19 protein-coding genes are annotated in these 25557 nt (G+C 51.1%); 15 read left to right on the top strand and 4 right to left on the bottom strand.

Features of this window, described 5'->3' with window-relative positions; all coding sequences use genetic code 11:
• The first annotated feature begins 56 nt into the window (after positions 1-56).
• The 4 genes from AC50Y5_RS19310 to AC50Y5_RS19295 all read left to right on the top strand — a co-directional run bounded on the left by AC50Y5_RS19310 (position 57) and on the right by AC50Y5_RS19295 (position 5189).
• The gene (locus tag AC50Y5_RS19310) at positions 57-1382 is read left to right on the top strand and encodes an ABC transporter substrate-binding protein (protein WP_494863025.1); all 1326 of its coding nucleotides are present in this window, start codon (positions 57-59) and stop codon (positions 1380-1382) included.
• A gap of 95 nt (positions 1383-1477) precedes the next feature.
• Complete coding sequence (locus tag AC50Y5_RS19305; protein WP_494863023.1) at positions 1478-2359, top strand: carbohydrate ABC transporter permease; 882 nt, start codon at positions 1478-1480, stop codon at positions 2357-2359.
• Between the two features lie 13 nt (positions 2360-2372).
• On the top strand, positions 2373-3254 hold the full coding sequence (locus AC50Y5_RS19300; protein ID WP_494863021.1) for a carbohydrate ABC transporter permease: 882 nt from the start codon (positions 2373-2375) through the stop codon (positions 3252-3254).
• Positions 3255-3473: 219 nt separating this feature from the next.
• Entirely contained in the window at positions 3474-5189 is a 1716-nt protein-coding gene (locus tag AC50Y5_RS19295; RefSeq protein WP_056041417.1) for an ABC transporter ATP-binding protein, read from the top strand.
• Between the two features lie 522 nt (positions 5190-5711).
• On the opposite strand, the gene AC50Y5_RS19290 is transcribed toward AC50Y5_RS19295, so the two are convergent.
• Genes AC50Y5_RS19290 through AC50Y5_RS19280 form a run of 3 tightly spaced genes read right to left on the bottom strand, consistent with a single transcriptional unit; the run spans position 5712 to position 8067 of the window.
• Positions 5712-7367 carry a helix-turn-helix domain-containing protein gene (locus AC50Y5_RS19290; protein ID WP_494863019.1) on the bottom strand — a complete coding sequence of 552 codons (1656 nt, stop codon included), beginning with the start codon at positions 7365-7367 and terminating at the stop codon, positions 5712-5714.
• A complete protein-coding gene (locus AC50Y5_RS19285) occupies positions 7345-7608 on the bottom strand; it encodes a hypothetical protein (RefSeq protein ID WP_494863017.1) in 264 nt (87 codons plus the stop codon). Before AC50Y5_RS19285 ends, AC50Y5_RS19290 begins: the two co-directional genes overlap by 23 nt.
• Positions 7609-7641: 33 nt before the next feature.
• Complete coding sequence (locus AC50Y5_RS19280) at positions 7642-8067, bottom strand: ABC transporter substrate-binding protein (RefSeq protein WP_494863015.1); 426 nt, start codon at positions 8065-8067, stop codon at positions 7642-7644.
• 296 nt (positions 8068-8363) lie between these two features.
• On the opposite strand from AC50Y5_RS19280, the gene AC50Y5_RS19275 reads away from it, so the two are divergent.
• The 7 genes from AC50Y5_RS19275 (at position 8364) to AC50Y5_RS19245 (ending at position 19758) form a co-directional block, all read left to right on the top strand.
• Positions 8364-9701, top strand: a complete 1338-nt coding sequence (locus tag AC50Y5_RS19275; protein WP_494863013.1) for an LLM class flavin-dependent oxidoreductase — start codon at positions 8364-8366, stop codon at positions 9699-9701.
• Between the two features lie 14 nt (positions 9702-9715).
• Positions 9716-11398 (top strand): ABC transporter substrate-binding protein, encoded by a 1683-nt coding sequence (locus AC50Y5_RS19270; RefSeq protein ID WP_494863010.1) that lies wholly within the window; start codon positions 9716-9718, stop codon positions 11396-11398.
• 48 nt (positions 11399-11446) lie between these two features.
• On the top strand, positions 11447-12373 hold the full coding sequence (locus AC50Y5_RS19265; RefSeq protein ID WP_056041425.1) for an ABC transporter permease: 927 nt from the start codon (positions 11447-11449) through the stop codon (positions 12371-12373).
• Between the two features lie 28 nt (positions 12374-12401).
• A complete protein-coding gene (locus AC50Y5_RS19260) occupies positions 12402-13298 on the top strand; it encodes an ABC transporter permease (protein ID WP_494863004.1) in 897 nt (298 codons plus the stop codon).
• Between the two features lie 62 nt (positions 13299-13360).
• A complete protein-coding gene (locus tag AC50Y5_RS19255; RefSeq protein ID WP_494863002.1) occupies positions 13361-15391 on the top strand; it encodes an ABC transporter ATP-binding protein in 2031 nt (676 codons plus the stop codon).
• Between the two features lie 23 nt (positions 15392-15414).
• Positions 15415-15684 carry a glutaredoxin family protein gene (locus tag AC50Y5_RS19250; protein WP_056041432.1) on the top strand — a complete coding sequence of 90 codons (270 nt, stop codon included), beginning with the start codon at positions 15415-15417 and terminating at the stop codon, positions 15682-15684.
• Positions 15685-16815: 1131 nt separating this feature from the next.
• Positions 16816-19758, top strand: a complete 2943-nt coding sequence (locus AC50Y5_RS19245) for an S-layer homology domain-containing protein (protein ID WP_494863000.1) — start codon at positions 16816-16818, stop codon at positions 19756-19758.
• A 67-nt stretch (positions 19759-19825) separates the two neighbouring features.
• On the opposite strand, the gene AC50Y5_RS19240 is transcribed toward AC50Y5_RS19245, so the two are convergent.
• Positions 19826-20122 (bottom strand): DUF6509 family protein, encoded by a 297-nt coding sequence (locus tag AC50Y5_RS19240; RefSeq protein WP_099519187.1) that lies wholly within the window; start codon positions 20120-20122, stop codon positions 19826-19828.
• Positions 20123-20538: 416 nt separating this feature from the next.
• Here AC50Y5_RS19240 and AC50Y5_RS19235 point away from each other — a divergent pair, with 416 nt between their 5' ends.
• From AC50Y5_RS19235 to ilvD, 4 genes are all read left to right on the top strand, one after another.
• Positions 20539-21246, top strand: a complete 708-nt coding sequence (locus AC50Y5_RS19235) for a response regulator transcription factor (protein ID WP_494862998.1) — start codon at positions 20539-20541, stop codon at positions 21244-21246.
• Positions 21243-22718, top strand: coding sequence for a sensor histidine kinase (locus AC50Y5_RS19230; protein ID WP_494862996.1), 1476 nt, complete (start codon positions 21243-21245; stop codon positions 22716-22718). Before AC50Y5_RS19235 ends, AC50Y5_RS19230 begins: the two co-directional genes overlap by 4 nt.
• A 340-nt stretch (positions 22719-23058) precedes the next feature.
• Positions 23059-23724, top strand: a complete 666-nt coding sequence (locus tag AC50Y5_RS19225; protein ID WP_494862994.1) for a GntR family transcriptional regulator — start codon at positions 23059-23061, stop codon at positions 23722-23724.
• Positions 23725-23748: 24 nt separating this feature from the next.
• Positions 23749-25440: a dihydroxy-acid dehydratase gene (ilvD, locus tag AC50Y5_RS19220; protein ID WP_494862992.1), complete on the top strand. Its 1692-nt coding sequence runs from the start codon at positions 23749-23751 to the stop codon at positions 25438-25440.
• The last annotated feature ends 117 nt before the right edge of the window (positions 25441-25557 follow it).

Raw genomic sequence — 25557 nt, 5'->3', positions numbered from 1 at the left:
CAATCTAATTAAAGCGGATTTAATACGCTTTAATTAGAATTAAAGGGGATGTAAACGTGTTCAAGAAAAAAGGATTGATGCTCTTATTGGCGTTTTGTCTGGTTCTGGTAGCAGCTGGCTGCGGCACAAACAGTAATGAAAGCAGCAGCGGCGGTAAGGAGACAGCAGGCGAGAGCGGTGAGCAGGTTACGATTAACTTTATGCATTTATGGCCAGAGGGTGTGTCAGCAGGCCAAAACAAAATCGTAAATCAAATAATTAAAGCCTATCAGGATGAGCATAAGAATGTGACGATCAAGCAAGAAGTGCTGGATAACGAGCAATATAAAAATAAGCTGAAGGTGCTTTCGGCATCCAATAAACTGCCGGATGTCGGTGTAACGTGGGCGGCCGGGTTCTTGCAGCCGTATGTGGAAGGAAAGCTGTTTACACCTGTAGACGACTTGCTAAGCGGCGAGCTGAACGGCAAGTTCGTATCCGGTACGACAGAGGCATATGCGATTGATGGTAAAACGTATGCGCTCCCACTTGAATTCAACATTGCTCCGGTTTACTATAATAAATCCATATTCGAGAAATACAAGCTTGAAATCCCGCAAACCTACGAGGATTTAAAGGCTGTTGCAAAAACACTTTCTGAAAATGGAATCGCGCCGATTGCGCTTGGCAACAAGGACCGTTGGACGGGTTCGCTCTGGTATATGTACCTAGCTGATCGAATCGCTGGGCAGCAGACATTATCCGGTGCGATAAACGGCGAAGGAGCCTTTACAGACGAAGGATTGCTGCAAGCAGCGACTGAAGTACAGACACTGGTAGACAGCCATGCATTCGTGAAGGGTTTCAACGGTTTGTCCAATGAGGAAGCAAAGTCGGAGTTTCTGAATGGCAAAGCTGCTATGTATATGATGGGCACATGGGAGCTGCCAAACTTTACGACAAATGAAGATATCCCGAAAGAATTCCGTGACAGTGTTGGTTTCTTTAAATTCCCGAAAGTTGAGGGCGGAAAAGGTGACATTAACAGCTGGGTAGGCGGTCCGGGTGTCGGTCTATTCGTATCCGAAAATTCTGCGGTAAAAGCGGAAGCGAAAGCATTCATCGAATACTTTGTAACCCAGTGGGGAGAGCAAGCGGTGACGGGTGCGGGCGTTATTCCTGCGACTAAAGTGGATACATCCAGCATGGAGCTGCCGCAGCTTTACATTGATTTATTTAACGAAATGAATCAAGCAAGCAGCATTACCTTGTTTGCAGATGTTCAAATGCAGGCGAGTGCAGCCGAAACTCATCTGAATATGATTCAAGCTCTGTTTGGAAAGGCAGTGACACCTGAGAAATTCTCGGAAGAGCATGATAAAGCCATTTCCGAAGGGAAATAATCGTCCCCTGAGATTGATCGGTGGAAGACATAGCTGTGGGCATGGCTCCAATATGTCTTCCGCTCATTCATTATGAAGGAAAGGAGTCGGCCCATTTGGACAAAGTGCTTTCTAACAAAAAAATAATTGCTTTATATGTGCTGCCGTCTCTGTTATTAATATTAGCTATTGTATACATTCCGATTGTTTTAACCGCTTATTATGGCTTGAATAAATGGAATGGCATTGGTGCGATGACCTTTGTTGGGTTGGATAATTACCTCGCGTTGTTCAAGGATGCAACTTTCTGGAACAGCGCATGGCATTCTCTGCTGCTTGCCGTTTTCTCAGGAATAAGCCTTCTGCTCTACCTTATTGTAGCAATGGTGTTAGCCGCGCGAATTAACGGAGCGAATTTATTTCGCAAAATCTATCTCATCCCTATGCTTCTATCATCGGTAGCGATTGCGCAGCTTTGGCTCAGAATTTATCATCCAACTAACGGCGTGCTGAACAGCATGTTGGAATCACTTGGTTTTGCCAATCCTCCCGCATGGCTCGCTGAGCCATCGCTCGTATTGTATGCCTTATTTATTCCGATTTTGTGGCAGTATGCGGGTTTTTATATTTTGATTTATTATGCGGCTCTGAAAAACATCCCGGCGTCACTTGAGGAAGCAGCCAAAATTGACGGAGCGAATGCCCTGCAAATTGCTTGGATGATTAAGCTGCCGCTTGTGATGGAAGTAATTAAAGTAACGATTGTACTGGCTGTTGTGGGCTCATTGAAATATTTTGATTTGATCTTTGTTATGACAGATGGAGGTCCCAATGGGGCAAGTGAAGTTATGGCCTCGTACATGTATCATGAAGCGTTTCGAGCCTACGATTTTGGATATGGCAGCGCAATCGGCTTTTTTCTGCTGGTTATTTGTTTGGCTATCACTTGGGTCATTCGCAAATTAACGGCCTCAAAGGATACGATCCAATACTCGTAAGGAGGAAGACTTCATGGTTACTAGGAATATAAAAATTCGGAATGAGCTGCCGGAATTAAAACCGGGGATCGGCATCAAGCTGGGGTATAGCGTTTTATATGCTGTTTTGATTATGGTAGCTGCGCTGCAGCTATTTCCTCTTGTTTGGCTGTTGTTTTTCTCTCTTAAAAACAATCAGGAGGTATTCAATCTACCGCCCTTGTCACTGCCGATGAATCCTCGATGGGAGAACTATGAGAAGGTTTGGAGCGCCGGGAACATTGATGTTTATTTTTTTAACAGCGTCTGGATCACCGTTTCAGCTACGGTTATCACTGTGATGCTGGGCAGTTTAGTCACTTATGCCGTCACAAGAATGAAGTGGAAGGGCAGCTCGCTTGTCCTGGGCCTATTCATGGTGGCCATGATGATTCCGGTTCATTCCACGCTAATTCCGCTGTTCAGCCTGTTTAATAAAGCGGGGCTAACGGACCATCCCCTGTCTCTGATTTTATCTTATGTTGCTTTTAACATGCCGATAACGATCATGATTCTGCTGGGGTTCTACTATGCGCTGCCGCGCGAGGTGGAGGAAGCCGCTATCATTGACGGCTGCTCGGTCAACCGGATGTTCTTCCGGATTGTATTCCCGATGACAAGCTCCGTGCTTGCTACAACGGCGATCATCAACATGATTTATAACTGGAATGAATTTATTTTTGTTAACACGTTTATTAGCTCTGATTCTTATAAAACGTTGACTGTCGGCGTGCAAAATTTTATCGGTCAGTATACGACGGATTGGGGGGCCATTGGAGCCACTCTCATGATTAGCATTCTTCCGATTTTGATCACGTTTCTGTTCCTTAGCAATCGTATTGTTGAAGGGATTGCGGCAGGTTCGGTTAAAGGGTAAGCGATTAATTAATTCTAAGACCTAACTCTTCATGTAGGTCTTTTTTTGTTTTTTAAATATTGTAAAAGGGGATGTATTATTTTTTTGGTAATCTCCATTTTGTCCATTGCTTTAAAAAGTGGGCTGCGATAAACTGGGAATGCTGATAATTATAATCATTATCAGCATTGGATTATTTTCCAATTAGTCTTGCCATTATGACAGAAGAGGAATGATGACATGCTTCGCCGTTTTTTTGAATATTACCGACCTTATAAAGGGTTGTTCATACTGGACTTCTCCTGCGCGGTTTTTGCAGCCTTGCTGGAGCTGGTGTTCCCGCTCGCCTTGAACCGGGTCGTGGATGATCTGCTGCCTTCGGGCAATTGGAAATGGATTTTATGGGCCTGTGTAGGCTTGATTGGCATTTATATTGTAAGTGCGTTTCTCCATTATGTCGTGACGTATTGGGGTCATAAGCTGGGCATTCAGATTGAGTCGGATATGCGCAGCAGACTGTTCAACCACATTCAGAAGCTATCATTCCGTTTCTTCGACAATAATAAGACGGGGCATCTTGTATCGCGGATGACTAATGACTTGATGGATATCGGGGAAATTGCCCATCATGGGCCGGAGGACATGTTTATCGCCGTTATGACGCTGCTGGGCGCATTCGGGCTCATGCTGACCATTAACTGGCAGCTGGCGGTGCTGACGTTTATTATTATTCCGCTGATGGTCTACCTGTCGCTGTATTTCAGCCGCAAAATGTCCAAGGCGTTCCATCGGATGTTTTCCGATATTGCTGACTATAATGCCCGCGTTGAAAATACAGTTAGCGGCATTCGCGTCGTTCAAGCGTTCTCCAACGAGAAGCATGAAGTGGAGCAATTTGAAGTGAACAATGGCCGTTTTCTTCAAACGAAGCTGGTCGCTTACCGCGTTATGGCTTGGAACTCATCGATCAGCTACATACTGATGAAATTCGTTTCCTTGTTTGTACTCGCCTGCGGTACATGGTTCGTCATTCAAGGTCAAATGACGTTCGGGGAATTTATGGCATTTGTCCTGCTTTCCAATGTGTTTCTCGGTCCAATTGAAAAAATCAACTCGGTTATTGAGACGTATCCGAAGGGAATTGCCGGCTTCAAGCGTTATTTGGAGCTGCTCGAGACGGAGCCGGATATTGAGGATGCGCCGGATGCGAAGGCGATTAGCCGCCTAGAAGGAGAAATCACATTCCGCGATGTTTCCTTCGGTTATGAGGAAGGCAAATCGATTTTGAATCATATTGATTTGACTGTGAAAACAGGAGAGACGGTAGCTCTTGTTGGACCATCGGGAGCCGGCAAAACCACGATATGCAGCCTGCTGCCGCGCTTCTATGAGGTGACGGGCGGGGCGATTGAGATTGATGGCCTCGATATTCGGAAAATTAAGCTCGATTCGCTGCGCGGCCAAATCGGTATCGTCCAGCAGGATGTGTTCTTGTTTGATGGCACGATTCGTGAAAATATTGCTTACGGCAAGCTGAATGCTACCGAGGAAGAAATTTGGGAGGCGGCTCGCAGAGCGCAGCTGGAGGAGCTTATTCTTTCGCAGGGCCAAGGCCTTGATACGCTTATCGGCGAACGCGGCGTCAAATTGTCTGGCGGACAGAAGCAGCGTCTTTCCATTGCCCGCATGTTCCTGAAAAATCCGCCGATCCTTATTCTTGATGAAGCGACCTCGGCGCTTGATACGGCTACGGAAGCAGCGATTCAGCAGGCGCTGGCTGAGCTGTCCAAAGGGCGCACGACGCTCGTCATTGCGCATCGCCTGGCGACGATCAAGAACGCTGACCGCATCGTGGTCGTTACGGAGGAAGGCATTAAAGAGCAGGGCAGCCATGATGAGCTGCTGGCGATTAAAGGTGTATATAACCGCCTGCATAAAGCGCAGTTCGGCGCCTAGTAGAGGCTACTAAGCACTAACTAGGCACTTAATAGGCACCACTAACTTGATACTACTAAAGAAAACGCTAACTAGACACTAACAGCGTAAGTGGATGGAAAAAAGGCTCAGTATGAGGGAATTAATCTCATGCTGAGCCTTTTGCCATTCATATCAAGGTTGAGAAACCGCAGCTTGTGATGATGGCTGAGATCACGCAGCCCGGGACGCTCCTTCTTTTTTTGAGGACTGAGGTTCCGCTAATCTGGCTTTTGACCCGATTTCTAGCCGTGCGCGGACAGGAAAGCCGTTATTGTCCTCCTAATCCCGTCAAAGTGGTGATTGTCAGCGCATTAGCGGCTCCTGAGTCCGGAGCCAGTGGCATAACTCATGTTCCTGCTATAATAGCGGCTGCTGTGTCCACCAAGACTAGTTTTGTGCAGGGAGTAACCCCTGAAACGAAGTACATAAAGCTGGCTAGTGGTACGTAGGTTCTTGCGTGTGAACACAAATACACTCCCTAACAGGCTGTGAAATTTCGGCTCAGGAGCTTTGGCGCAAAAGGTTGGGCAGCACACTCAGCAGCCGATCGCGCGTTAATGGATCATCGAAGTTCCACATCGCATCTGCCATGTGAAAGCGGCCGCTGCGTACAGCAGGCAACTGCTGCCAGCTTTTGCTCATTATGATGTGGCGGATCGTTTCTCTGGATAAAGCATCATCTGTGCTCAGCAGAAAAATCCGCGAGCCTGAACATTCCTCCAGCTGTGCAGCATCGATTTTCATGAAGGGGACGTTGGCGTGAAACAGCTGCTGGACTTTGTCAGGCTTCTCAAAACCATGCGGATGGTAAATGGACAGCGCCATACCGTGATTGCCCATCAAATACAAATCGCCTCTGACAACAACGAAGATGGATGCCGTTTCACAGGGCAGCAAATCCGGGCGTACAGCTTGCCACATCGCGTCCATACGGGATTCGAAGCCGGAAATCCAGCGCTCTGCCTGCTCGGTTCTACCTAAAATGTCGGCGACTTGCCGAAGCCGTACATAAGTGGAGGCATTTTTTTCAATAAACAAAGTTGGGGCGATGCTCGCTAGTGCTTCTGGAGACTCATGCTGGAGATTGCAATGGAGAATCAGCTCAGGCTCAAGCTCAGCAATAATAGCCGTATCGCCCTTGCTGCCAATATCCGCAATATGCTGGAGCTCGCCTCGGAAAACGACCTGTTTGCCGATAAGCGACAAATCCGCTCCGATCGGCTTGATGCCCAGCGTCAGCATGTCGCCAAGCGAATAGCCTATTGCAACAATGCGTGTCGATTGCAGCGGCAGCTTGACTTCGCGGCCTGCCCAGTCAGCAGAGGCGGCGGCATCCGTGATTCTTCTTGCGTATTGTCTAGGAGACAGCCCAATCTGCTTCCGGAAACGGCGGTTAAAATAATATTCATCCTGAAAGCCGACGCTGTGGGCGATTTCACGGAGCGGTTCCTGCTGGCGAAGCAGCAGCAGCTCCTTGGCCCGGTTCATTCGCAGCTCGGTTAAATAGTCGAGCGGCTTGTGTCCGGTGAGCATCTGGAACAAGGTGCTGAACTTCCAGCGGCCTACGCCGGAGATTTGAAGCAGCTTCTCGACCGTAATCGGCTCGCGATAATGCTCCTGCATATAAGCTACCGTCGATTCAACCGCAGCGACAGCGCTGTCCTCCTGATTGTTGCGCTCGTGCTGCTCCAGCAGTACAGCAAAAAGCTCCTGCAGTTTAACTTGCTGCTTGAAGCGAGCGAGCGGGAGGGCGTTTTGTCCGATAAGCGATAGCTGCTCCAAAGCGTCAAGCATCAGCGAAAGAGGCCGAATCGCAATCGGCACAAAATAGGGAAAGCGATCACCAAGGCTTGCTTCGGGGCAGGCTTGTCCGATTTTATAAAGGTCGAAGGTTATTCGGATGCACTGGAAGCTGCTCTCTGATTTAGCCGCGAAACGCAGCATCTCCCCGGAGGGCAGCAGCAGGCAATCGCCTTGGCGAACCTGTATGGGCGTTCTTCCCTCCATTTGTCCTAAAGCATCGCCTGCTGTAATAGCAAACAGTGTGTGATGGGAGAGCGTATCTTCATCTATTAATGCTGCTGGATTGTTGCCCAGCAGCGGAGTGGCCGCCTTAAAAGAGAAAAATAAAGATTCAAGTAGCAGAGCGCGCCGCATCGTCTTCATCCGTCAGGACGAATAGCCAATCGCCGGCAAAATCAGGCAGCAGTTCATTCGATATGTTAGCGAATCGTTCATTTGCGTCAATCAGATTTTTCTGTATTTCTGGGGCTGGCGTATAGCCAAGTGTATGGTACAGCGTAGCTGCGAAGCTTTTATCGCCCATGACATAGAATTCCTTGCCAAGCAAAAGGAAGACAGATGCGCTTTCTCCCGTTTGGACGTTAAGCTTGGCCACAGCCTCTTTAACTTTTGCCTCATAGGAAGCAATTCACTCCTCAGCCTCCTGCTGCTTGCCTACAATATCGCCAAGCATGCGGAGGCGCTCATTCGTTTCGAGACGATCATAAGTGACCGTTGGCGCGATTTTGGACAAGGTGTCGAAAGCACCTTCTTCATAATAAGTACCGCCGCTATCAAGCAAAATCAAATCGGGATCAAGCGCCGTTATTTTTTCGGCATCGCCAAGCAAATCTCCAATATCCTCTATGCCATCCAGCAGCTCGGGAAATGCGACTTGCTCTTTAATAATGCCCAGTGCTGCGCCAATAGGCGTTACGCCGAGCGCCAGCATGTCGCCAACATCGCTCCCTGTATATATAATGCGCTTCGCTTCTGCCGAACATGCGGACAATAGCATTCCCATCATAAGAGCAAGACTTGCGGCAGTCGTGACAACATTTCTAGTTGTTTTCAATTTGGTACCCCCATTTTATTTTATCTTTAGACAATGATAATCATTATCGAACACCATTTATCATAATGGAGGCTGCAAATACGTTCAATGGACAAACAGCAGTAAATGCTTGGGACAAAATCAAGCGCCGCTTCCTCTTAATAGGGGATCATCGATTTTTTTAATGCCAAAATAGAAAAGCTCTATTGGCTTTTATTCGGCAATCGATGGTAAACTCGTTTCAATCATTATTAAATACGACAAAACCACTAGGAATAATAAAATTAAAAGCAAACAACCAACAGGAGGGAACAATCTTGACAACAACTAAAAAGAGACAATTGAAGCTAGGCGCCATTTTGCACGGAGTAGGCGGCAACATTGCCGGATGGAGACACCCCGACGCACAGCCTGATGCCAGTGTTAATTTTGAATTTTACAAGCAGCAGGCGCAGAAGGCGGAAGCTGGCAAGTTTGATTTTGTGTTTATTGCCGATGGCTTATATATTAATGAAAAATCAATTCCCCATTTTTTAAACCGCTTTGAGCCGTTGACGGTTTTATCAGCACTTGGTGCGGTTACATCGAAGATTGGCTTAGTCGGCACGCTGTCGACGTCTTATAGCGAGCCTTTCACCGTAGCGAGACAATTTGGCTCGCTTGATCATATTAGCGGCGGCCGTGCAGGCTGGAACATCGTCACTTCGCCGCTTGAAGGCTCAGCGAAAAACTTCGGCAAGACCGAGCATCCCGACCATCCGACCCGTTACCGGATTGCGAATGAATATTTGGACGTCACCCGGGGGCTGTGGGATTCGTGGGAGGATGACGCGTTTGTTCGCGATAAAGAAAGCGGCCAGTTTTTTGACCCGGAGAAGCTGCACACCTTGAATCATAAAGGCGAGTTTTTCTCGGTACAGGGACCGCTGAACATTTCGAGATCGAAGCAGGGCCATCCGGTTATTTTTCAAGCAGGCTCGTCGGAGGATGGCAAGAACTTCGCTTCCAAAGTAGCGGATGCGGTATTTGCCCATTTTGAATCCATCGAGCAGGGCAAGCAGTTTTATGATGATGTGAAAGCCCGTGCAGCTGCGCATGGACGCTCTTCGGAGGATGTCGCCATTTTGCCAGGCATTGCGCCAATCATTGGTGCGACGGATGAAGAAGCAGAACGCAAATATCAGGAGCTGGCGCAGCTTGTAAATATTGAGAAGGCACTTGATTATTTGGGACGGTATTTCGACCACCATGACTTTTCGCAATACCCGCTTGATGAGCCGTTCCCTGAGCTTGGTGACATTGGTCAAAATAGCTTCCGCAGCACGACGGACCGCATTAAGCGGCAGGCGAAGGAAGGCGGCTTGACGCTTCGCCAAGTGGCGCTCCAAGAAACGACGCCGCGGCCGACGTTCATTGGCACTCCCGTTAAAGTTGCGGATCAAATCCAGCAATGGTTTGAGCAGGGCGCGGTAGACGGCTTTATTGTCGGATCATCTATCCCGACGGGTCTGACGGAGTTCGTTGACCAGGTTGTGCCGATTTTGCAGGAGCGCGGCCTGTTCCGCGAGGAATATGAGCATGACACGCTGCGCGGACATCTCGGTGTGCCTGTGCCAGAAAACCGTTATGCCAAAACCAAGGTGACGACCGTTTAGGGAGGATGAGAGATATGAGCACAGCATTAAACAAACGAGTCGTTTGGATGAAAATGGCAAGCATGGCGCTAGCGGTTACTCTCGTGCTGGCAGGATGCAGCGGGGGTACGGGCAAAAACAGCGCGGCGACTGGCGGAAGCAGTACTGGCGAGGCGCCAGCAGCTTCGGCGGAGCAGAGCAGCACGCCTGCTCTAGGCGGCGAACTGAGCTATGCCCTTGCGACCTCTCCCGATCAGCTTGATCCGCATCGCAGCGGCCTTGCCGTTGCGGTCAGGGTCATCCGTACGCTTTACGACACGCTGGTCGTCCAGCTTCCAGGCGGAGAGATCAAGCCTTGGCTGGCAACGGAATGGTCGGTGTCGGAGGATGGCAAAGCATATACGTTCAAGCTTCGCCAGGATGTAAAGTTTCAGGACGGCACACCTTTCAACGCTGAAGCGGTGAAATATAGCTTTGACCGGATCATTGACCCGGAGACAAAAGCGGCGAATGCATTAGCACTCGTTAGGCCCTATGAATCCTCGGAGGTTATTGACGAGTATACGGTCAAATTGAACCTATCCGAGCCGTCGCAGGCGTTCTTGGGCAATGTAAGCCAAGCGCTGCTCAGCATTGTGTCGCCGACGGCGGCGAAGAAAGACGGCGATCAATTCACTAAGCACCCCGTCGGAACAGGACCCTTCAAGTTTGTAAAATGGGATGAAAATTCGGAAATCGTCGTAGAGAAAAACCCCGATTACAACTGGGCGCCGGAAACGGTCAGCCAGCAGGGCGCGCCGAATTTGGATAAAATCATTTTCAAAATTGTGCCTGAGGAGGCTACGCGGATTGGAAGCGTACAAAGCGGGCAGGTGCTTGCCGCTGAGACGGTACCCCCGCAAAATATTCTCTCCTTGAAAAATGATGCGAACAGCCAGCTATACCAAGCTAATACCGTTGGCCTGCCTTATACGCTGTTCATTAATCATAGCAAGGCGCCATGGAATGAACTGAAGGCTCGGCAGGCGCTGCAGCTGGGCATCAATGTCGAGGCAATTGTCAAAACGCTGTATCTCGGAACGTATGAGCAGGCGTGGTCGCCGCTTTCACCAGGCATTTTCGGCTATGACGCTTCGCTGGAGGGCGGCGTAAAGCCGGATATCGAGAAAGCGAAGCAGTTGCTTGACGAGCTGGGCTGGAAAGCAGGGGCCGACGGCATTAGGGAAAAAGACGGCAAGAAGCTGACGCTCCATTATGTCGATGGCTCGCCGAACCGCGAGAAGCGCAATGATATTGCCGCTATCGTGCAGCAGCAGCTTAAGCCGCTGGGCATTCAGGTAGATGTGGAAATTACGAAGGATGTCGCAACCGTCGTGTATGCGAACAATAACTATGATCTTTATGGCAACAGCCAGGTCAATTCTGATCCTAACGCGCTTTATTCCATCTATCACACAACAGCGCCGGGGTCCCGTCAAAACTTGCCGAATTTAGCCGATCCTGAGCTGGATAAGCTGCTTGAGGATGGCGCAATCGAGAAGGACCAGACGAAACGTGAAGCAATCTATAAGGAAGCACAGCAGCTTATTATTAATAAGGCCGTCATTATTCCGATTTATGTGTTCCCTTATACAGTAGCCGCCTCGAAAAAGGTGCAGGGATTAGCTTTTGACTCGCTGGGCTATCCGATCTTTAATGATGTGTATATAACCAAGTAATCATATCGTAATTTAATAATAAAAGTGGGAAAGGAGCGGAGATGGAGTATGTTAAAAGCGGTAAGCGTTCGGCTTTATACGTCCTTGCTGGTACTGGTCGGCACGATGGTGCTCGTCTTTTGTATCGTCAATGTGCTGCCCGGCGACCCTGCGCTCCTTATTCTTGATCCGTCTTCGGCCACACCGGAGATGATTGCTAACCTGCGGGAGCAGCTTGGGCTAAACCAGCCGTTCTATGAGCGGCTTGGCGAATATTTTCTGCATGTGCTGCAGGGCGATTTTGGAAAATCAATCGTTAATTCGGAGCCGGTACTGCCGAAGATCGTCGAGCACTTTCCCGCCACGCTCGCTTTGACGGCGTTAAGCTCGCTTCTTGCGGTCATCATCGGCGTCACGCTAGGCGTGCTGTCGGCCATTCATCGCAATCGCTGGATTGACATCGTCGCGCGAATGGTTGGTTTGTTCGGCATTTCGATGCCGACATTTTGGTCGGGCATTTTGCTTATTCTGATTTTTTCGGTGCAGCTGGGCTGGTTTCCGGCTATGGGCTCGGATGGCTTCAGCACGCTGGTGCTGCCCGCCATTACGCTGGGCTTCGTTGGCTCAGGCTTTATCGTGCGGATGGTTCGCAATAGCATGCTTGAGGTCATTAATGAGCCGTTTATCGTCACGCTGCGGGCGAAGGGGCTGCCAGGGCGGTTCATCATGTATAAGCATGCGCTGCGAAATGCGCTAATTCCGGCATTGACGATGGTTGGCGTTATTATTGGCGATTTGATGGCCGGAACGGTCGTTATTGAAACGGTATTCTCACGCCAAGGCATTGGGCGAATTATTGCTGACGCGATTATGGCAAAGGATTTGCCAGTCGTGCAGGGCGTTATTTTTTTCTCGGCGATCGTGTATATTGTTGTGAATTTGCTTGTGGACATTTCCTATACGTTGATCGATCCGCGCGTAAGGCGTACCCAGTAGCGCAGGTAGAAAGGGGCAAAAGATTCATATGAAGCAAGCCGTCATTGGCAAACAGATATGGCAAGGGAGCAGGACAGAAGGTGCTGCGAAATCCCGCAAAAAAATAAGGCTGGCGCCTGCGGATCTGCTGATTTATGCCGCAGCCGTTATCGTGTTGTTTATTATCAGCTGTGCTTTATTTCCGAGCTTGATTGCTCCTTATTCGCCTACGTTGATGGATACGGAGCAAATTATGCAGCCGCCAAGCCTTCAGCATGTGTTCGGGACGGATTATTTTGGCCGTGACGTATTCAGCGTTGTCGTGCATGGCAGCCGGGATTCCTTGTTGATCGGTTTCGTATCGGTGCTTGTCGGTTGTATGACGGGCGGAGCGATTGGAGCGATAGCGGGATACATTGGCGGCGTAGTCGATGCTGTATTTATGCGGCTGATCGACGTGCTGATGACGATTCCGGGCGTGTTGCTGGCGCTTGCGATTGCAGCGGCGCTGGGGCCAAGCCTGATGAATGTCGTGCTGGCTGTTGCGGCGGCATCGATACCCGGGTACGCGCGGGTGATGCGCGGGCAAATCATGAGCATTAAAGGCCGACCCTTCATTACCGCCTCCCGCTCAATTGGAACGTCCAGCCTATCGATCTTTGTAAGGCATGTGCTGCCGAATTCTTTATCGCCGATGTTTGTCATGGCGGCAATCGGCATTGGCACGGCGATTTTGACCGGAGCAGGCCTTAACTTTCTAGGACTTGGCACGATAAAAGAAATTCCAGACTGGGGGGCGCTGCTCTCTCAGGGCCGCGGCTATTTGACCGTAGCTTGGTGGATTTGCACCTTCCCGGGCCTTGCCATCACGCTGTTTGTTCTCTCCATCAACATATTGGGTGACAAGGTTCGCGATCAATTAGATCCAAAGCAAAGCAGAGCATAAGACAGTATAAGACAGCATAGACGTCGGGCTTGATAGAAGGAAGGCGGAAGGAGGCAGCGTAAATGAGCCAATTGCTCACGATGGAGCATCTGACGGTTGATTTTAAGACGAAACGGGGCTTGCTTAGAGCCATTACAGACGTTTCGCTTCATATTGCGCCTGGGGAAACGGTATGCCTCGTTGGCGAATCCGGCAGCGGCAAAACGATTACGTCCAAAGCCATTATGCGCCTGATCGACTATGAGAACGGCGTTATTGCCGGAGGCAGCATGCGGCTGGGAGATGCGGATCTCGTCGCGATGCCGGAGAAGGAGCTGCGCGCGCTGCGGGGCAAGCGGATGGCGATGGTTTTTCAAGAGCCGATGGCGGCGTTTGATCCGATTTTTACAATTGGAAGCCAAATTACCGAGGTTATTGAGCGCCATCAGCGTGGCAAAAAGCGCGAGGCGTGGGAACGGGCTGTCCATTTGCTGCGCCGGGTCGGCATTCCTGAGCCGGAGGCGCGAATGAAGCAGTATCCGGGCGAGCTGTCGGGGGGCATGCTGCAGCGGGCTATGATCGCAATGGCGCTCGCTTGCGGGCCAGAGCTGCTGATTGCGGATGAGCCAACGACGGCGCTGGATGTGACGATTCAGGCGCAAATTCTACATTTGCTGCAAGAGCTTAAAGAAGAATTTAATATGGGGATTTTGCTAGTGACCCATGATATGGGCATTGCCGCCGAGATGGCGGATCGCATTATCGTTATGTATGCCGGGCAGGTTGTCGAGCAGGCGACCGCAGCCGAGCTGTTCGGGCAGCCGCATCATCCGTATACGAGAGGGCTGCTGCAATCGATTACGACGATGGACAGCGACCGCAGCGTCAAGCTTCATTCCATCGAGGGTTCTATCCCGAGCTTGTCGGAGCTGCCGTCCGGCTGCCGTTTTAACCCTCGCTGTTCCTATGCGACGGATAGATGCCGCAGCGAAAGCCCGCCGCTGCTTGCGATAGGCGAACGGCTGAGCGCATGCTGGCATGCCGAGCAGCTCGTTCAATCCGAGGAGTGGACGGCTAGTGCTGAGCTAACAAATGCAACAAGCGCTGAGTCACCGATTGTGGCTCTCCAAGAAGCTGGCCGGCAAGGCGAAAATCTGTTCGAGGTAAGCGGGCTAAGCAAATTTTATCCGATCCAGAGAGGCTTGCTGCATCGTTCAGGCCCGCAGGTCAGAGCGGTGGACAATGTTTCGTTTTCCATTAGAAAAGGGGAAACCTTTGGCCTCGTCGGGGAGTCTGGCAGCGGCAAATCGACGCTTGGGCGGGTCATTTTGCAATTAGAGCAGGCGACGGCTGGCAGCGTTAAGTTTCAGGGCAGGGAGCTGACCGGGCAAAGCAGCTCGGAGCTGCGGCAGGCGCGGCGCGATATGCAAATTGTTTTTCAGGATCCGTATGGCTCGGTTAATCCGCGCTGGCGTATCGGCGACATTATCGGCGAGCCGCTGCGCGTCCATGACCATGCTGGCAGCAAGGAAAGAAAAGCGCGCGTAGAGGAGCTCATGGAGCTTGTCGGGCTGAAGGCAGACTGGTACAGCCGCTATCCGCATGAATTTTCCGGCGGGCAGCGCCAGCGTATTGGCATTGCCCGTGCCATAGCGCTTAATCCAAGCTTTATTCTTGCGGATGAAGCGGTATCGGCGCTGGATGTGTCGGTGCAGGCACAGATCGTCAACCTCATGCAGCATTTGCAGCAAAAAATGAATCTGACCTATTTGTTTATCGCCCATGGGCTGAATATCGTCAGACATATTTCCGACCGGATCGGCGTCATGTATTTGGGCAAGCTGGTCGAAATTGCGCCCAGCGAGGAACTGTTCCTCCACCCAGCGCATCCGTATACGCAAGGATTAATTGCTTCCATCCCCCAGCCCGGCCCCGGGCGAACGCGAACATTTCGCGCGATTGAAGGAGAAATCCCCTCTCCGGCCAATCCGCCTTCCGGCTGCCGCTTTCATACGCGCTGCCCTATGGCAACGGAGCGCTGCAGGGAGGCGGAGCCCGAACTGCAGCTCATTGGCAGCGAGCATTATGCCGCTTGCCACTATGTATTAGGTTAATATTTATAAAGGAGGCTGTAACGATGTCCGCAGCAAAAAAGGTAATTGTATGGAGCAAAACAGGCTGCCAGTATTGTGGCACAGTGAAACAATTTTTGGAACAAAACAACCAGCCCTATGAAAATATCGATATTGAAGGCAAAGATTATTTGCGCGACGTCCTTGAAGCCAAATACGGCATCCGCCACGTTCCTGTAGTGGAAATTGGCAGCGACGGCGTCTACACCGCCGTTACGGACTGGGATTTGGAAAAAATCAAAGCGCTAATCTCACCTGCCCCAGTAGCAGGCTAAGGGGTTCGAAAGCGTGAGAAGCCCACTGCTCGTCAACTCAGATGTACCTTGCTACACCTGAGTTGACGGTCTAGGGGCAGAGACGGGAAGAAGCACTTATAGCTCTAGGGTGTATATGCAAACCGGAGCATGCCATTGCTGCCAAGAGCATACAGCTATTGGTGTTCCCTTTTTTTGGAGGACTGAGTTTCCGCTATTCTGGATTTTGAATTGATTTTTGGCCGTAAGCGGACAGGAAAACCGCTATCGTCCTCATAAACCCGTCAAAATGGTTAAAAGCAGCTCATTAGCGGCTCCTGAGTCCGCAGCCTGTGCCTTAACCCTTGATTTTGTTGAAATAGCGGCTGCTGTGTCCGCCAAGTCTAGCTATACGCGGGAGTTAACCACTGAAACAAAAACATGAGACTTCCTTCCGGTACATATTTTCGGTCATATGATTCTATTCATGAGGCGGATATTCCCAGCAGGAGAGGGAACGCTTTTGACGCTAAATTCGATCTGGATCTGGCTTGCTTATGTTTGCATATACGCCCTAAAAACTCTAAATTAGTAGCTTAGTAGGGCTTATGGTGAAAAGTATTTAGATTCCAAAAGCGTAACCTTTTGAAGCTTTAAGAGGGAAAGACTGTCCGTCAGTAGGTTTATGTTACTGATGGATGGTTTTTCCCTTTTTGTTTGAGTGGGAAGGTGCAGAGAGCGGCGGAGAGAAAGGTTGGAGCTGGAGGAGTTAAAGCTAAGCTTAGCTTTCCGAAGGAAAGCTGCTTCGTAAGCATATGCTCAGTGTCCGCCTAAAGCTTTCCGGAGGAAAGCATCTTCGTAAGCATGGACTATTGTTTTCGGATTTCTTCCTCAGCGAGGAATAATAAAAGAAATCGGAAAACAACAGCGGCCGGAAGCCCAATCTTTCTCGCAGCAGCGACCATCGCACCTGACCGCCGAAAAGGTTCAACTTACAATTTTCTTCCCCCTGATTTTTCCATGATATAAAAATCAATTTTAAGGGTATAAATACCAGCCTTAAATAGAGTAAAATAGTTTAGATAACGAAGCTGGCGCAGGCAAATGTCGATTCGCACAAATGTTTGCGCTTACAGAAACAGGAACTTTATGATGGAAAGGGTGGAATTTATAATGGTTATTCGGACATTTGGCAGTCTGCTGACAGCAGCGGCATTAACGGCTTCGCTAGTAGGAAGCGCAGCGGCGGCTCCGGCCCCAGCTCCAGCGGCAGACAAAAACAGCAGCAAAACAGCGGGGCAGCAGCCCGCCTATGATTGGGGAAGGGCGAAGGTCGTGGGTGGTGGCTTTGTTCCCGGCATTGTGTATAATCCTTCCGAGAAGGATTTGATTTATGCGCGGACGGACATTGGCGGCGCTTATCGCTTCGATTCCGCGACGCAAAGCTGGATTCAGCTCTTGGATTTTGTAGGCTTCGAGGAATGGAGCATGCTGGGCGTGGAAAGCATCGCGACGGACCCTGTGGAGACGAATCGGGTTTATGCGGCGGTAGGCACGTACACGAATGATTGGACAGATACGCCGGGCATGATTTTGCGCTCGACGGACAAAGGAAACAGCTGGCAGCGGACAGTGCTCCCGTTCAAGCTTGGCGGCAATATGCCGGGGCGCTCGATGGGCGAGCGGCTGGTCATCGATCCGAATGACAATCGAATTTTGTATCTCGGGGCGCGCAGCGGCAATGGTCTGTGGCGCAGTACGGATTACGGCGAAACCTGGAGCAAAGTGGACAGCTTTACAGCGAGCGGCAACGTAAAGGATTATTTTGACGATATCGTTGGCGTGGCTTGGATTACGTTCGATCAAGCGACGGGCTCGAAGGGCAAAAAGTCGCAAACGATTTATGTCGGCGTGGCTGACAATGAGCAAAGCATATACCGCAGCACGGACGGCGGGGAAACATGGGAAGCAGTAGCGGGGCAGCCGAAGCAAGGTTTTGTACCGCATCATGGGGTGCTGGACGGCAAAGGCCATCTATACGTTACATACAATGAATTTGTCGGCCCTTATGATGGCGGCAAAGGCGCCGTGTGGAAGCTGGATACGGCAACCGGCGCATGGACCGATATTAGCCCTACCGGAAATACGGACAATCCGTATGGCGGACTGGCTGTAGATGCGCGGCAGCCGAATACGCTAATGGTAGCGACGATGAACAAGTGGTGGCCGGATGATGTCATTTACCGCAGTACAAATGGCGGTGCGACGTGGGAGCCTTTCTGGACGCTCGATTTCTCGAAAAATCCGAACCGGGAAAATCGTTTTACGATTGAATATGCGGATTCCCCTTGGCTGGACTGGGGCGAGAAAAAAGAGCTTCCCGAAATCGCGCCGAAGCTTGGCTGGATGATTGGCGATCTGGAAATTGATCCGTTTAATTCGGACAATATGATGTACGGCACGGGCGCAACGCTGTTCGGCGCGAGCAACTTAACGGATTTTGATAAAGACAAAAAGGTCGATATTACCGTCATGGCAGACGGTATTGAAGAAACAGCTGTACTTGGCCTCATCAGCCCGCCGTCAGGGGCGCCATTGCTGAGCGCGATGGGCGATATTGGCGGCTTCCGCCATGAAAGCCTGGACCAAGCGCCGGAGATGATCACGAGCCCGTATATCGGTACGAGCACGGATATTGATTTTGCCGAGCTGAAGCCAGATATCGTCGTACGTGTCGGACATGCGGAAGGGACAGCAGCAAGAATGGGTGTTTCCACAGATAACGGCAAAACGTGGACGCCGGCAGCGAACGCCTGGACAGCGGCGGAAGAGGACAAAACAAGCGGCGGCTTTGCTGCTGTAAGCGCAGACGGCAGTACAATCGTATGGAGCCCGAGCAGCGCGGATGAACAGACAGCGCGGCCAGTCAGCTACTCCACCGATTTAGGAAAAACGTGGACGGCTTCGAAGGGCTTGCCGGAAAAGGCTCGCGTATCGGCAGATCGGGTAAATCCGAAGCTCTTCTACGGCTTCGCCGCGGGTGTGTTCTACGTCAGCAAGGATGGCGGAGCGACGTTCACTGCATCGAAGGCGACAGGCTTGCCGCAAGTGATTACAAGCAACTTCAAGGCGATGCCAGGCAAAGAAGGCGACATTTGGATCGCTGGAGCCAAAGACAACAAAAAAGTCGAAAGTGCCTATGGCTTATGGCATTCGACCGATGCAGGCAAGACGTTTGCGAAGGTTGCAGGCGTGGAGGAAGCGGCAACGATTGGTTTTGGCAAAGCGGCACCGGGAAAAACAAATATGACGCTTTATTCCTACGCGAAGATCGGCGGCACATATGGCATTTTCCGCTCGAAGGATCTCGGCAAAAACTGGGTTCGCATCAATGATGACCAGCATCAATTCGGTTCGGCTAATACGGCGATTACAGGCGATCCAAGGGTCTACGGCCGTGTGTATATGGCGACGAATGGGCTGGGGATTGTCGTTGGCGAATTGAAGGATGGCATTAGCTATGAATTCACGGATTTGAGCGGCGTGTACGCGGAAGCGCAGCAAGCGATTGCTTTTTTATATGGCAAGGGCGTTATAACAGGGAAAAATGATACGGAGTTCCAGCCGGGTGCGCAGGTAACTAGAGCAGAGTTCGTCAAGCTGCTGGTGGGTACGCTCGGACTTGTGCCAGAGGGTACGTCAAGCTTTGCGGATGTAGCTGCAAGCGCATGGTATGCGCCTTATATTGCCGCAGCTGAGAAAGCGGGCATTACAGCGCTTCTGGCGCAAGCAAGCGGCGGAGAAGGCAGCTTATTTGAGCCGAACGAGCCGATTACACGGCAGGATATGGCGGTAATGCTTGCCAGCGGCTGGAAAGCGACAGGCCAGACGCTGCCGGAACTGCCTGCTGGCAGTGTGCCTGTGTTCACCGATAGTCAGACCATTGCTGCTTATGCGAAGGACGCTGTAGCGCTTGTGGCACAAGCGGGATTAATGAAAGGCAAGCCGGACGGCAGCTTCGGCGCGATTGATCCGACCAACCGTGCGGATGCGACGGTCGTCATCTACAGGCTCCATACGCTATTCTCGCAAGCTCAGGCTGCAAAAACAGAGTAATAAACGAAGGGCTGGCCCGCAAGCAGATGTATATGCTTGCGGGCCAGCCCTATTTTTCAACAGCCTTTTATTCGTCTGCTTCGTGCCAATGCTCCTGGCAGAAGGCAAGCACAAGCTGCTCCTCCTCGTCTTCCAGCTCAAAATCCAAAATGCGCTCCGTCTCGCGCTCGATGATTTCGTGCTTGGCAATTTTGGCTTGGTCGCCATCCTTGGCAAATACAGCACGTACATAAAGCCCTTTAGGCGAATAAATATCATCGTCCTCGGCTGCTTCAATATCGATAATAAACTCGTAGCGTTTACCGGTTAAAATGCCGAAAGGGTCTTTAATATATTGCACGCTATAGCTGGAAATTTCTATCATCGTATCATCCTTTGATGTGGTTTTCCCTCCATTATAGCAGAGTTGCTTCGCGAAGGCAGGCTTTCCTATGTATAAGCTGGATTTATTAGCTCGATTTATGTGCTTTGTCGGTATTGTCGCCTTTAGGCGGCAGGACGGAGATAGCGATTACAAGTTGTGCCAAATAACGGCGGAGCTTCATCACATGGACCCCCTCGCATAATCATATACAAGCTTGTAGTTATTATTAATCGCGTTGTCGAAATTTGAAACAGAAGTATTCCAATTTATTGGAATAACAGTTTGTCATTTGGGTATTCGCGGTTGCTGCTTGGCTCGGTTGTTGCTTCCTCTGCCACAAATAGCCTAATATAAACGTAATCACACATGCTGGATTGAGGATGTGGGCAGGAGCGGAGAGACAGGGAGGGACAGCAATGAATGAGTCCATATTAATTGTAGAGGATGAGCAAAAAATCGCCCGGGTGCTGGAGATTGAGCTGGAAGCGGAAGGTTATCGCGTCTCCAAGGCGAATGACGGCTTGCAGGCGCTTGAGCTGTACCGAACAGGCGAATGGGATTTAGTATTGCTTGACGTTATGCTTCCAGGCATTAGCGGCATCGAAATTTTACGGCGAATCCGGGCGACCGATGCTGCTACGCCTGTTATTTTGCTGACGGCGAAAAGCTCCGTAGAGGACAAGGTGTCTGGGCTTGATCTGGGCGCTAACGATTATATGACGAAGCCTTTTCAAATTGAGGAGCTGCTGGCGAGAATTCGGGCGGCACTTAGACAGCGCTTGATTCCCGCAGAGGCAGGCGGCGCACAATTAGTGGACGGGACATGGCTGCTGGCTGGCGATTTAAAGCTGAATGAGACGACGCGCGAGGTTATTCGTTCGGGCAAAAGCATCGAGCTGACGCCGCGCGAATTTGATTTGCTCAGCTACCTGCTGAAGCATCAGCGCCAAGTGCTGGGGCGCGAGCAAATAGTTGAGGCAGTCTGGGGCTACGATTACTACGGCGACACGAACGTCGTTGATGTGTACATTCGCTATGTGCGCAAAAAGGTCGATACAGGCTTTGCCAGCGAGCTCATCCATACGGTGCGCGGAGTCGGCTACGTGCTCAAGGAAGCGCAATGAAGCTGCGCAGCCGGATTCATCTTTATTCCTCTGCCTTATTCGCGGTTCTGCTCGTAGCTATGAACTTGTCCGTTTATGCGCTATTCAGCAAATTGACGATGACAAGCCAAATGGAGCGGGTGGAGGCAGAAGCGCTGAAAATTTCCGAAGGCATGCTGAAGTCGGCCGGGACGGTGCCGATCGCAGATTTGCTGCGTGCGTATGTGCCCTTGAATGGCATGCTGCGCATGGTGACAGCCGAAGGGGCGGACAAGCTGCTGGTCACTGCGCCAGGCGAGCAGCTGCTTAGCGAGCGGGAAGCTGTTTATGCAGCGGAGAAGCGGATTGAAAACATTGATTTCAAGGGGAATAGCTACGCGCTTGTATCGATTCCCGTCATTTGGACGGATGGCGCGGTCGTCAATATTCAGGTGACGGAAAGTGTGCAGGGCACGGCAGACCAGCTGAAGGTGCTGCAAATTGTTTTGCTGGCGGTAACGGCCATCGCGATGATTCCTGTTGTGGCTTCAGGGCGTCTGCTCGGAAGCATCATCGTGCGTCCCATCGCCCATATGACGCATACGATGCGGGCAATCCAGCGCAGCGGCACGTTTATCAAAATCCAGCCGGAAGGCCAGTCGCAGGATGAGCTTGCGGAAATGGGAGCGACCTTCAATGAGATGATCGCCTTGCTGGAAACGAATTTTGAGAAGCAGGAGCAGTTTGTTTCGAATGCCTCCCATGAGCTAAAAACGCCGCTTACGGTCATTGAAAGCTACGCCAGCTTATTGAAGCGCCGGGGGCTGGATCGTCCCGACCTGTTCGTAGAATCGATCGATGCGATACACTCCGAGGCGGTGCGAATGAAGGAGATGACCGAACAGCTGCTGATGCTGGCTCGCAACAAGGAGCAGTGGAACTTAACGATGGAGAGCGTTGATCTGGCGCAGCTCGCCGGCGAGTCGTCCAAAGCCTTCCAGAAGGCGTATGGACGAGATATTCAGGTGCGACTTGCAAGCAATGAAAGCAGCAGAAGCAGCGACAGCAGTGGCGGCAAGCTGGCTGGGGCGGACTTAGAGGCAGCAGAGTATTCGCACACTTCGGAGATCGGGGTGGAAGGCCGCCAGCCGGGCATTTACGGGTATGCAGATGCGAATAAGCTGCGTCAATTGCTGTTCATCCTGCTGGATAATGCGCGCAAATACAGCAGCGCTGCGATTACGCTGGAAATTGGCGCGAGCGGCGATTACAGCGTGATCCGGGTCATTGACCGGGGAATCGGCATTCCGCAAGCGGCGCTCTCTAAAGTATTCGACCGCTTTTACCGGGTCGATGAGGCAAGAAGCCGCCAGGACGTTGGCGGCGCTGGTCTTGGGCTCGCGTTGGCGAAGGAAATCGCGGCAGCTATTGGCGCAAGCCTAACGCTTGCAAGCGAGGAGGGCGTCGGAACGACGGCGACGATTAAAGTGAAAAGAACGGAAGCTGGAAAATAACAGCTACCCGATGCTAGAAGCAGCCCGAAGCAGTCCGGAGGGCTGCTTTCTTTTTTTATATAGGAAAGGAAATGATTTTCTCATCCTCTCTCTATATTTCTCGGATTGAAACGCGCCGCGCCGCCAGAGGACGGCGAAAGCCGTTTCACCTTGAAATATAGGGAAGGATATGATTTTTCCATCCTTTCTCTATATTTCTCGGACTGAAACGCGCTGCGCCGCCAGAGGACGGCGAAAGCCGTTTCACCTTGTCTAAACGGGGAAACAAAGGAATGGATAAAAAAAAGATTGATATACGTATATGTATGCGATATATTACATACAAGAAAGGAAGATGCGCATGCCTATTCCGAGCCATTTTACAACACCGATTAAAATTTCAGCGAAAGAACGAGCGCTTTCCCAAATTCAGCGATGGATTATTGATGGTACCTTGCTTCCCGGCGAGAAGATTGGCGATGCAGAGCTGGCGGAAGCTTTAGGGGTCAGCAGGACGCCTGTCCGCGAAGCCTTGCAAATTCTTGAAGTGCAGAAGCTCGTCGAGGTGTATCCGGGCAACTATACGAAGGTCAAAAGCTTGGAGAAGTCCGATATTTTGAAAATGTATTCGACGCTGGCCTCCTTGCACGCTTTAGCGGCAGAGACGGCTGCCAGTGTCATTGTGCCCGAACAAATTGAGCAGCTGAAGCAGCTGAATGCCGAATTCTCAGCGGCGATTGAACAGGGGCTGCCCTTTCAGGCGATGGAGCTGGACGAGCAGTTTCATAATGTGATCGTGGAAGCCGCAGATAATGAATACCTGGCCTCTTACAGCGCCTCGCTTCAGGTACATATTCGCCGCTTTAAATATGTGTTTCTAAAACAGCCTGTTCAGGCGACGCATGTATCAGTCGAAGAACATCAGGCAATTATTGAAGCTATGGAGGCTGGCGACCCTGAACGGGCGGCAGCCATGATGAAGCAAAATTTATTGCGCCCTATGCGCGAGCTTTATGCCATTATTTAACCAACGATGAGGGGATGGATGGACATGTCCGAGAAGGAAGATTTGCGTGGACGCAGCAAGGATATAAGCGAAGGGGTAAACCGGATGCCGAACCGGGCCATGCTGCGGGCGGTAGGGTTTCAGGATGAGGATTTCAAAAAACCGATGGTTGGCGTCGCCAGCACATGGAGCGAAGTAACGCCTTGCAACATTCATATCGACCAGCTGGCGCGGGAAGCGAAGGCGGGGGTCAAGCAGCACGGCGGGGCTCCGCTTATTTTTAATACCATTACGGTGTCGGATGGCATTTCGATGGGACATGAGGGGATGCTGTTCTCGCTGCCGAGCCGGGAAACGATTGCCGATTCCATTGAACTGGTCGTTAATGCTGAGCGGTTTGACGGGCTGGTGGCGATTGGCGGCTGTGACAAAAATACTCCGGCTTGCCTGATGGCCATTGGGCGGATGAACCTTCCGTCTGTTTATGTATATGGCGGAACGATTCAGCCAGGCAAGCTGCATGGCAAGGATGTTGATATCGTTACTGCCTTTGAAGCGGTAGGGAAATATCAGGAAGGACAGCTGACGGATGAGGAGCTGCATGAGGTAGAGTGCAGCGTTTGTCCCGGTGCTGGCGCCTGCGGCGGAATGTACACGGCGAATACGATGGCTTCGGCGGCAGAAGCGATGGGCATGGCACTCCCCGGCTCCTCCTCCACACCAGCCATTGCCCCGAATAAATCGGTGGAATGTACGGAAGCGGGCAAAGCGGTTATTGAGCTGCTGAGAAAAAATATTCGGCCCCGCGACATTATGACACTGAAAGCTTTCGAAAATGCGATTACCGTCGTGATGGCGCTCGGGGGTTCAACCAATGCGCTGCTTCATCTGCTGGCGATCGCGCATTCGGCTGGCGTGAAGCTGACGCTGGATGATTTTGAACGGGTGCGCAGCCGCGTTCCCCATCTGGCCGATTTGAAGCCAAGCGGCAAATATGTGATGCAGGATTTGAACAATATCGGCGGCGTGCCGGGCGTTATGAAGCTGCTGCTTGAAAAAGGGCTGCTGCACGGAGACTGCATGACCGTAACAGGCAAAACGCTTGCAGAGAATTTGGCGGAAGCCGATCCGCTGGACAGCGGACAGGATGTGATTCGTTCCTTCGAGCAGCCATTAAAGCCGACAGGACCTTTGGTTGTTTTGAAAGGCAATTTGGCGCCTGAAGGGGCAGTGGCTAAAATGTCGGGCCTTAAAAAGATGCGTTTTAGCGGCCCCGCCCGAGTATACGACAGCGAGCAGGAGGCTGCCGATGCGATTGCGCGTGATGACATCAAAAAAGGCGATGTGCTCGTCATTCGTTATGTCGGGCCGAAGGGCGGACCCGGCATGCCGGAAATGCTCTCCATTACGGCGATGATTAGCGGAAAAGGGCTCGGCGGCGAAGTTGCGCTTATGACTGATGGCCGCTTCTCGGGCGGCTCGCACGGCTTTGTTGTCGGACACGTCACGCCTGAGGCCCAGGTTGGCGGGCCAATCGGCTTGCTGCAAGAGGGCGATATCATTACGATCGACAGCGAGACGCAGGAAATGAACATGGAAATTTCGTCGCAGGAATTTGAGTCGAGACTTGCGAAGTGGGTGCAGCCGCCGCTCAAAGTAAGAACAGGCGTGCTCGGCAAATATGCCCGGCTCGTATCCTCCGCTTCAAAAGGCGCGGTAACCGATCTGGATTTGTAAACAGCATGGACTAGGTTGTAGTTCTCACCAAATTCTAATCCACAGGTTATATAATAGGTTGTAATACAGCATGCCTTTCGAGCTATGAGCTTGAAAGGCATGTTTCTGATCTAAATG

It is taken from the genome of Paenibacillus sp. JT22N7, assembly GCF_059383875.1.
This window is presented reverse-complemented; position numbering and strand designations above follow the sequence as displayed.

Bases quoted from the DNA above. Each gene is read 5' to 3' on its own strand.
- ilvD (WP_494862992.1), top strand. From the start codon at position 23,749: ATGTCCGAGAAGGAAGATTTGCGTGGACGCAGCAAGGATATAAGCGAA.
- AC50Y5_RS19270 (WP_494863010.1), top strand. From the start codon at position 9,716: ATGAGCACAGCATTAAACAAACGAGTCGTTTGGATGAAAATGGCAAGC.
- AC50Y5_RS19230 (WP_494862996.1), top strand. From the start codon at position 21,243: ATGAAGCTGCGCAGCCGGATTCATCTTTATTCCTCTGCCTTATTCGCG.
- AC50Y5_RS19225 (WP_494862994.1), top strand. From the start codon at position 23,059: ATGCCTATTCCGAGCCATTTTACAACACCGATTAAAATTTCAGCGAAA.
- AC50Y5_RS19250 (WP_056041432.1), top strand. From the start codon at position 15,415: ATGTCCGCAGCAAAAAAGGTAATTGTATGGAGCAAAACAGGCTGCCAG.
- AC50Y5_RS19260 (WP_494863004.1), top strand. From the start codon at position 12,402: ATGAAGCAAGCCGTCATTGGCAAACAGATATGGCAAGGGAGCAGGACA.
- AC50Y5_RS19235 (WP_494862998.1), top strand. From the start codon at position 20,539: ATGAATGAGTCCATATTAATTGTAGAGGATGAGCAAAAAATCGCCCGG.
- AC50Y5_RS19300 (WP_494863021.1), top strand. From the start codon at position 2,373: ATGGTTACTAGGAATATAAAAATTCGGAATGAGCTGCCGGAATTAAAA.
- AC50Y5_RS19295 (WP_056041417.1), top strand. From the start codon at position 3,474: ATGCTTCGCCGTTTTTTTGAATATTACCGACCTTATAAAGGGTTGTTC.
- AC50Y5_RS19290 (WP_494863019.1), bottom strand. From the start codon at position 7,367: ATGCGGCGCGCTCTGCTACTTGAATCTTTATTTTTCTCTTTTAAGGCG.
- AC50Y5_RS19240 (WP_099519187.1), bottom strand. From the start codon at position 20,122: ATGATAGAAATTTCCAGCTATAGCGTGCAATATATTAAAGACCCTTTC.
- AC50Y5_RS19265 (WP_056041425.1), top strand. From the start codon at position 11,447: ATGTTAAAAGCGGTAAGCGTTCGGCTTTATACGTCCTTGCTGGTACTG.
- AC50Y5_RS19245 (WP_494863000.1), top strand. From the start codon at position 16,816: ATGGTTATTCGGACATTTGGCAGTCTGCTGACAGCAGCGGCATTAACG.
- AC50Y5_RS19255 (WP_494863002.1), top strand. From the start codon at position 13,361: ATGAGCCAATTGCTCACGATGGAGCATCTGACGGTTGATTTTAAGACG.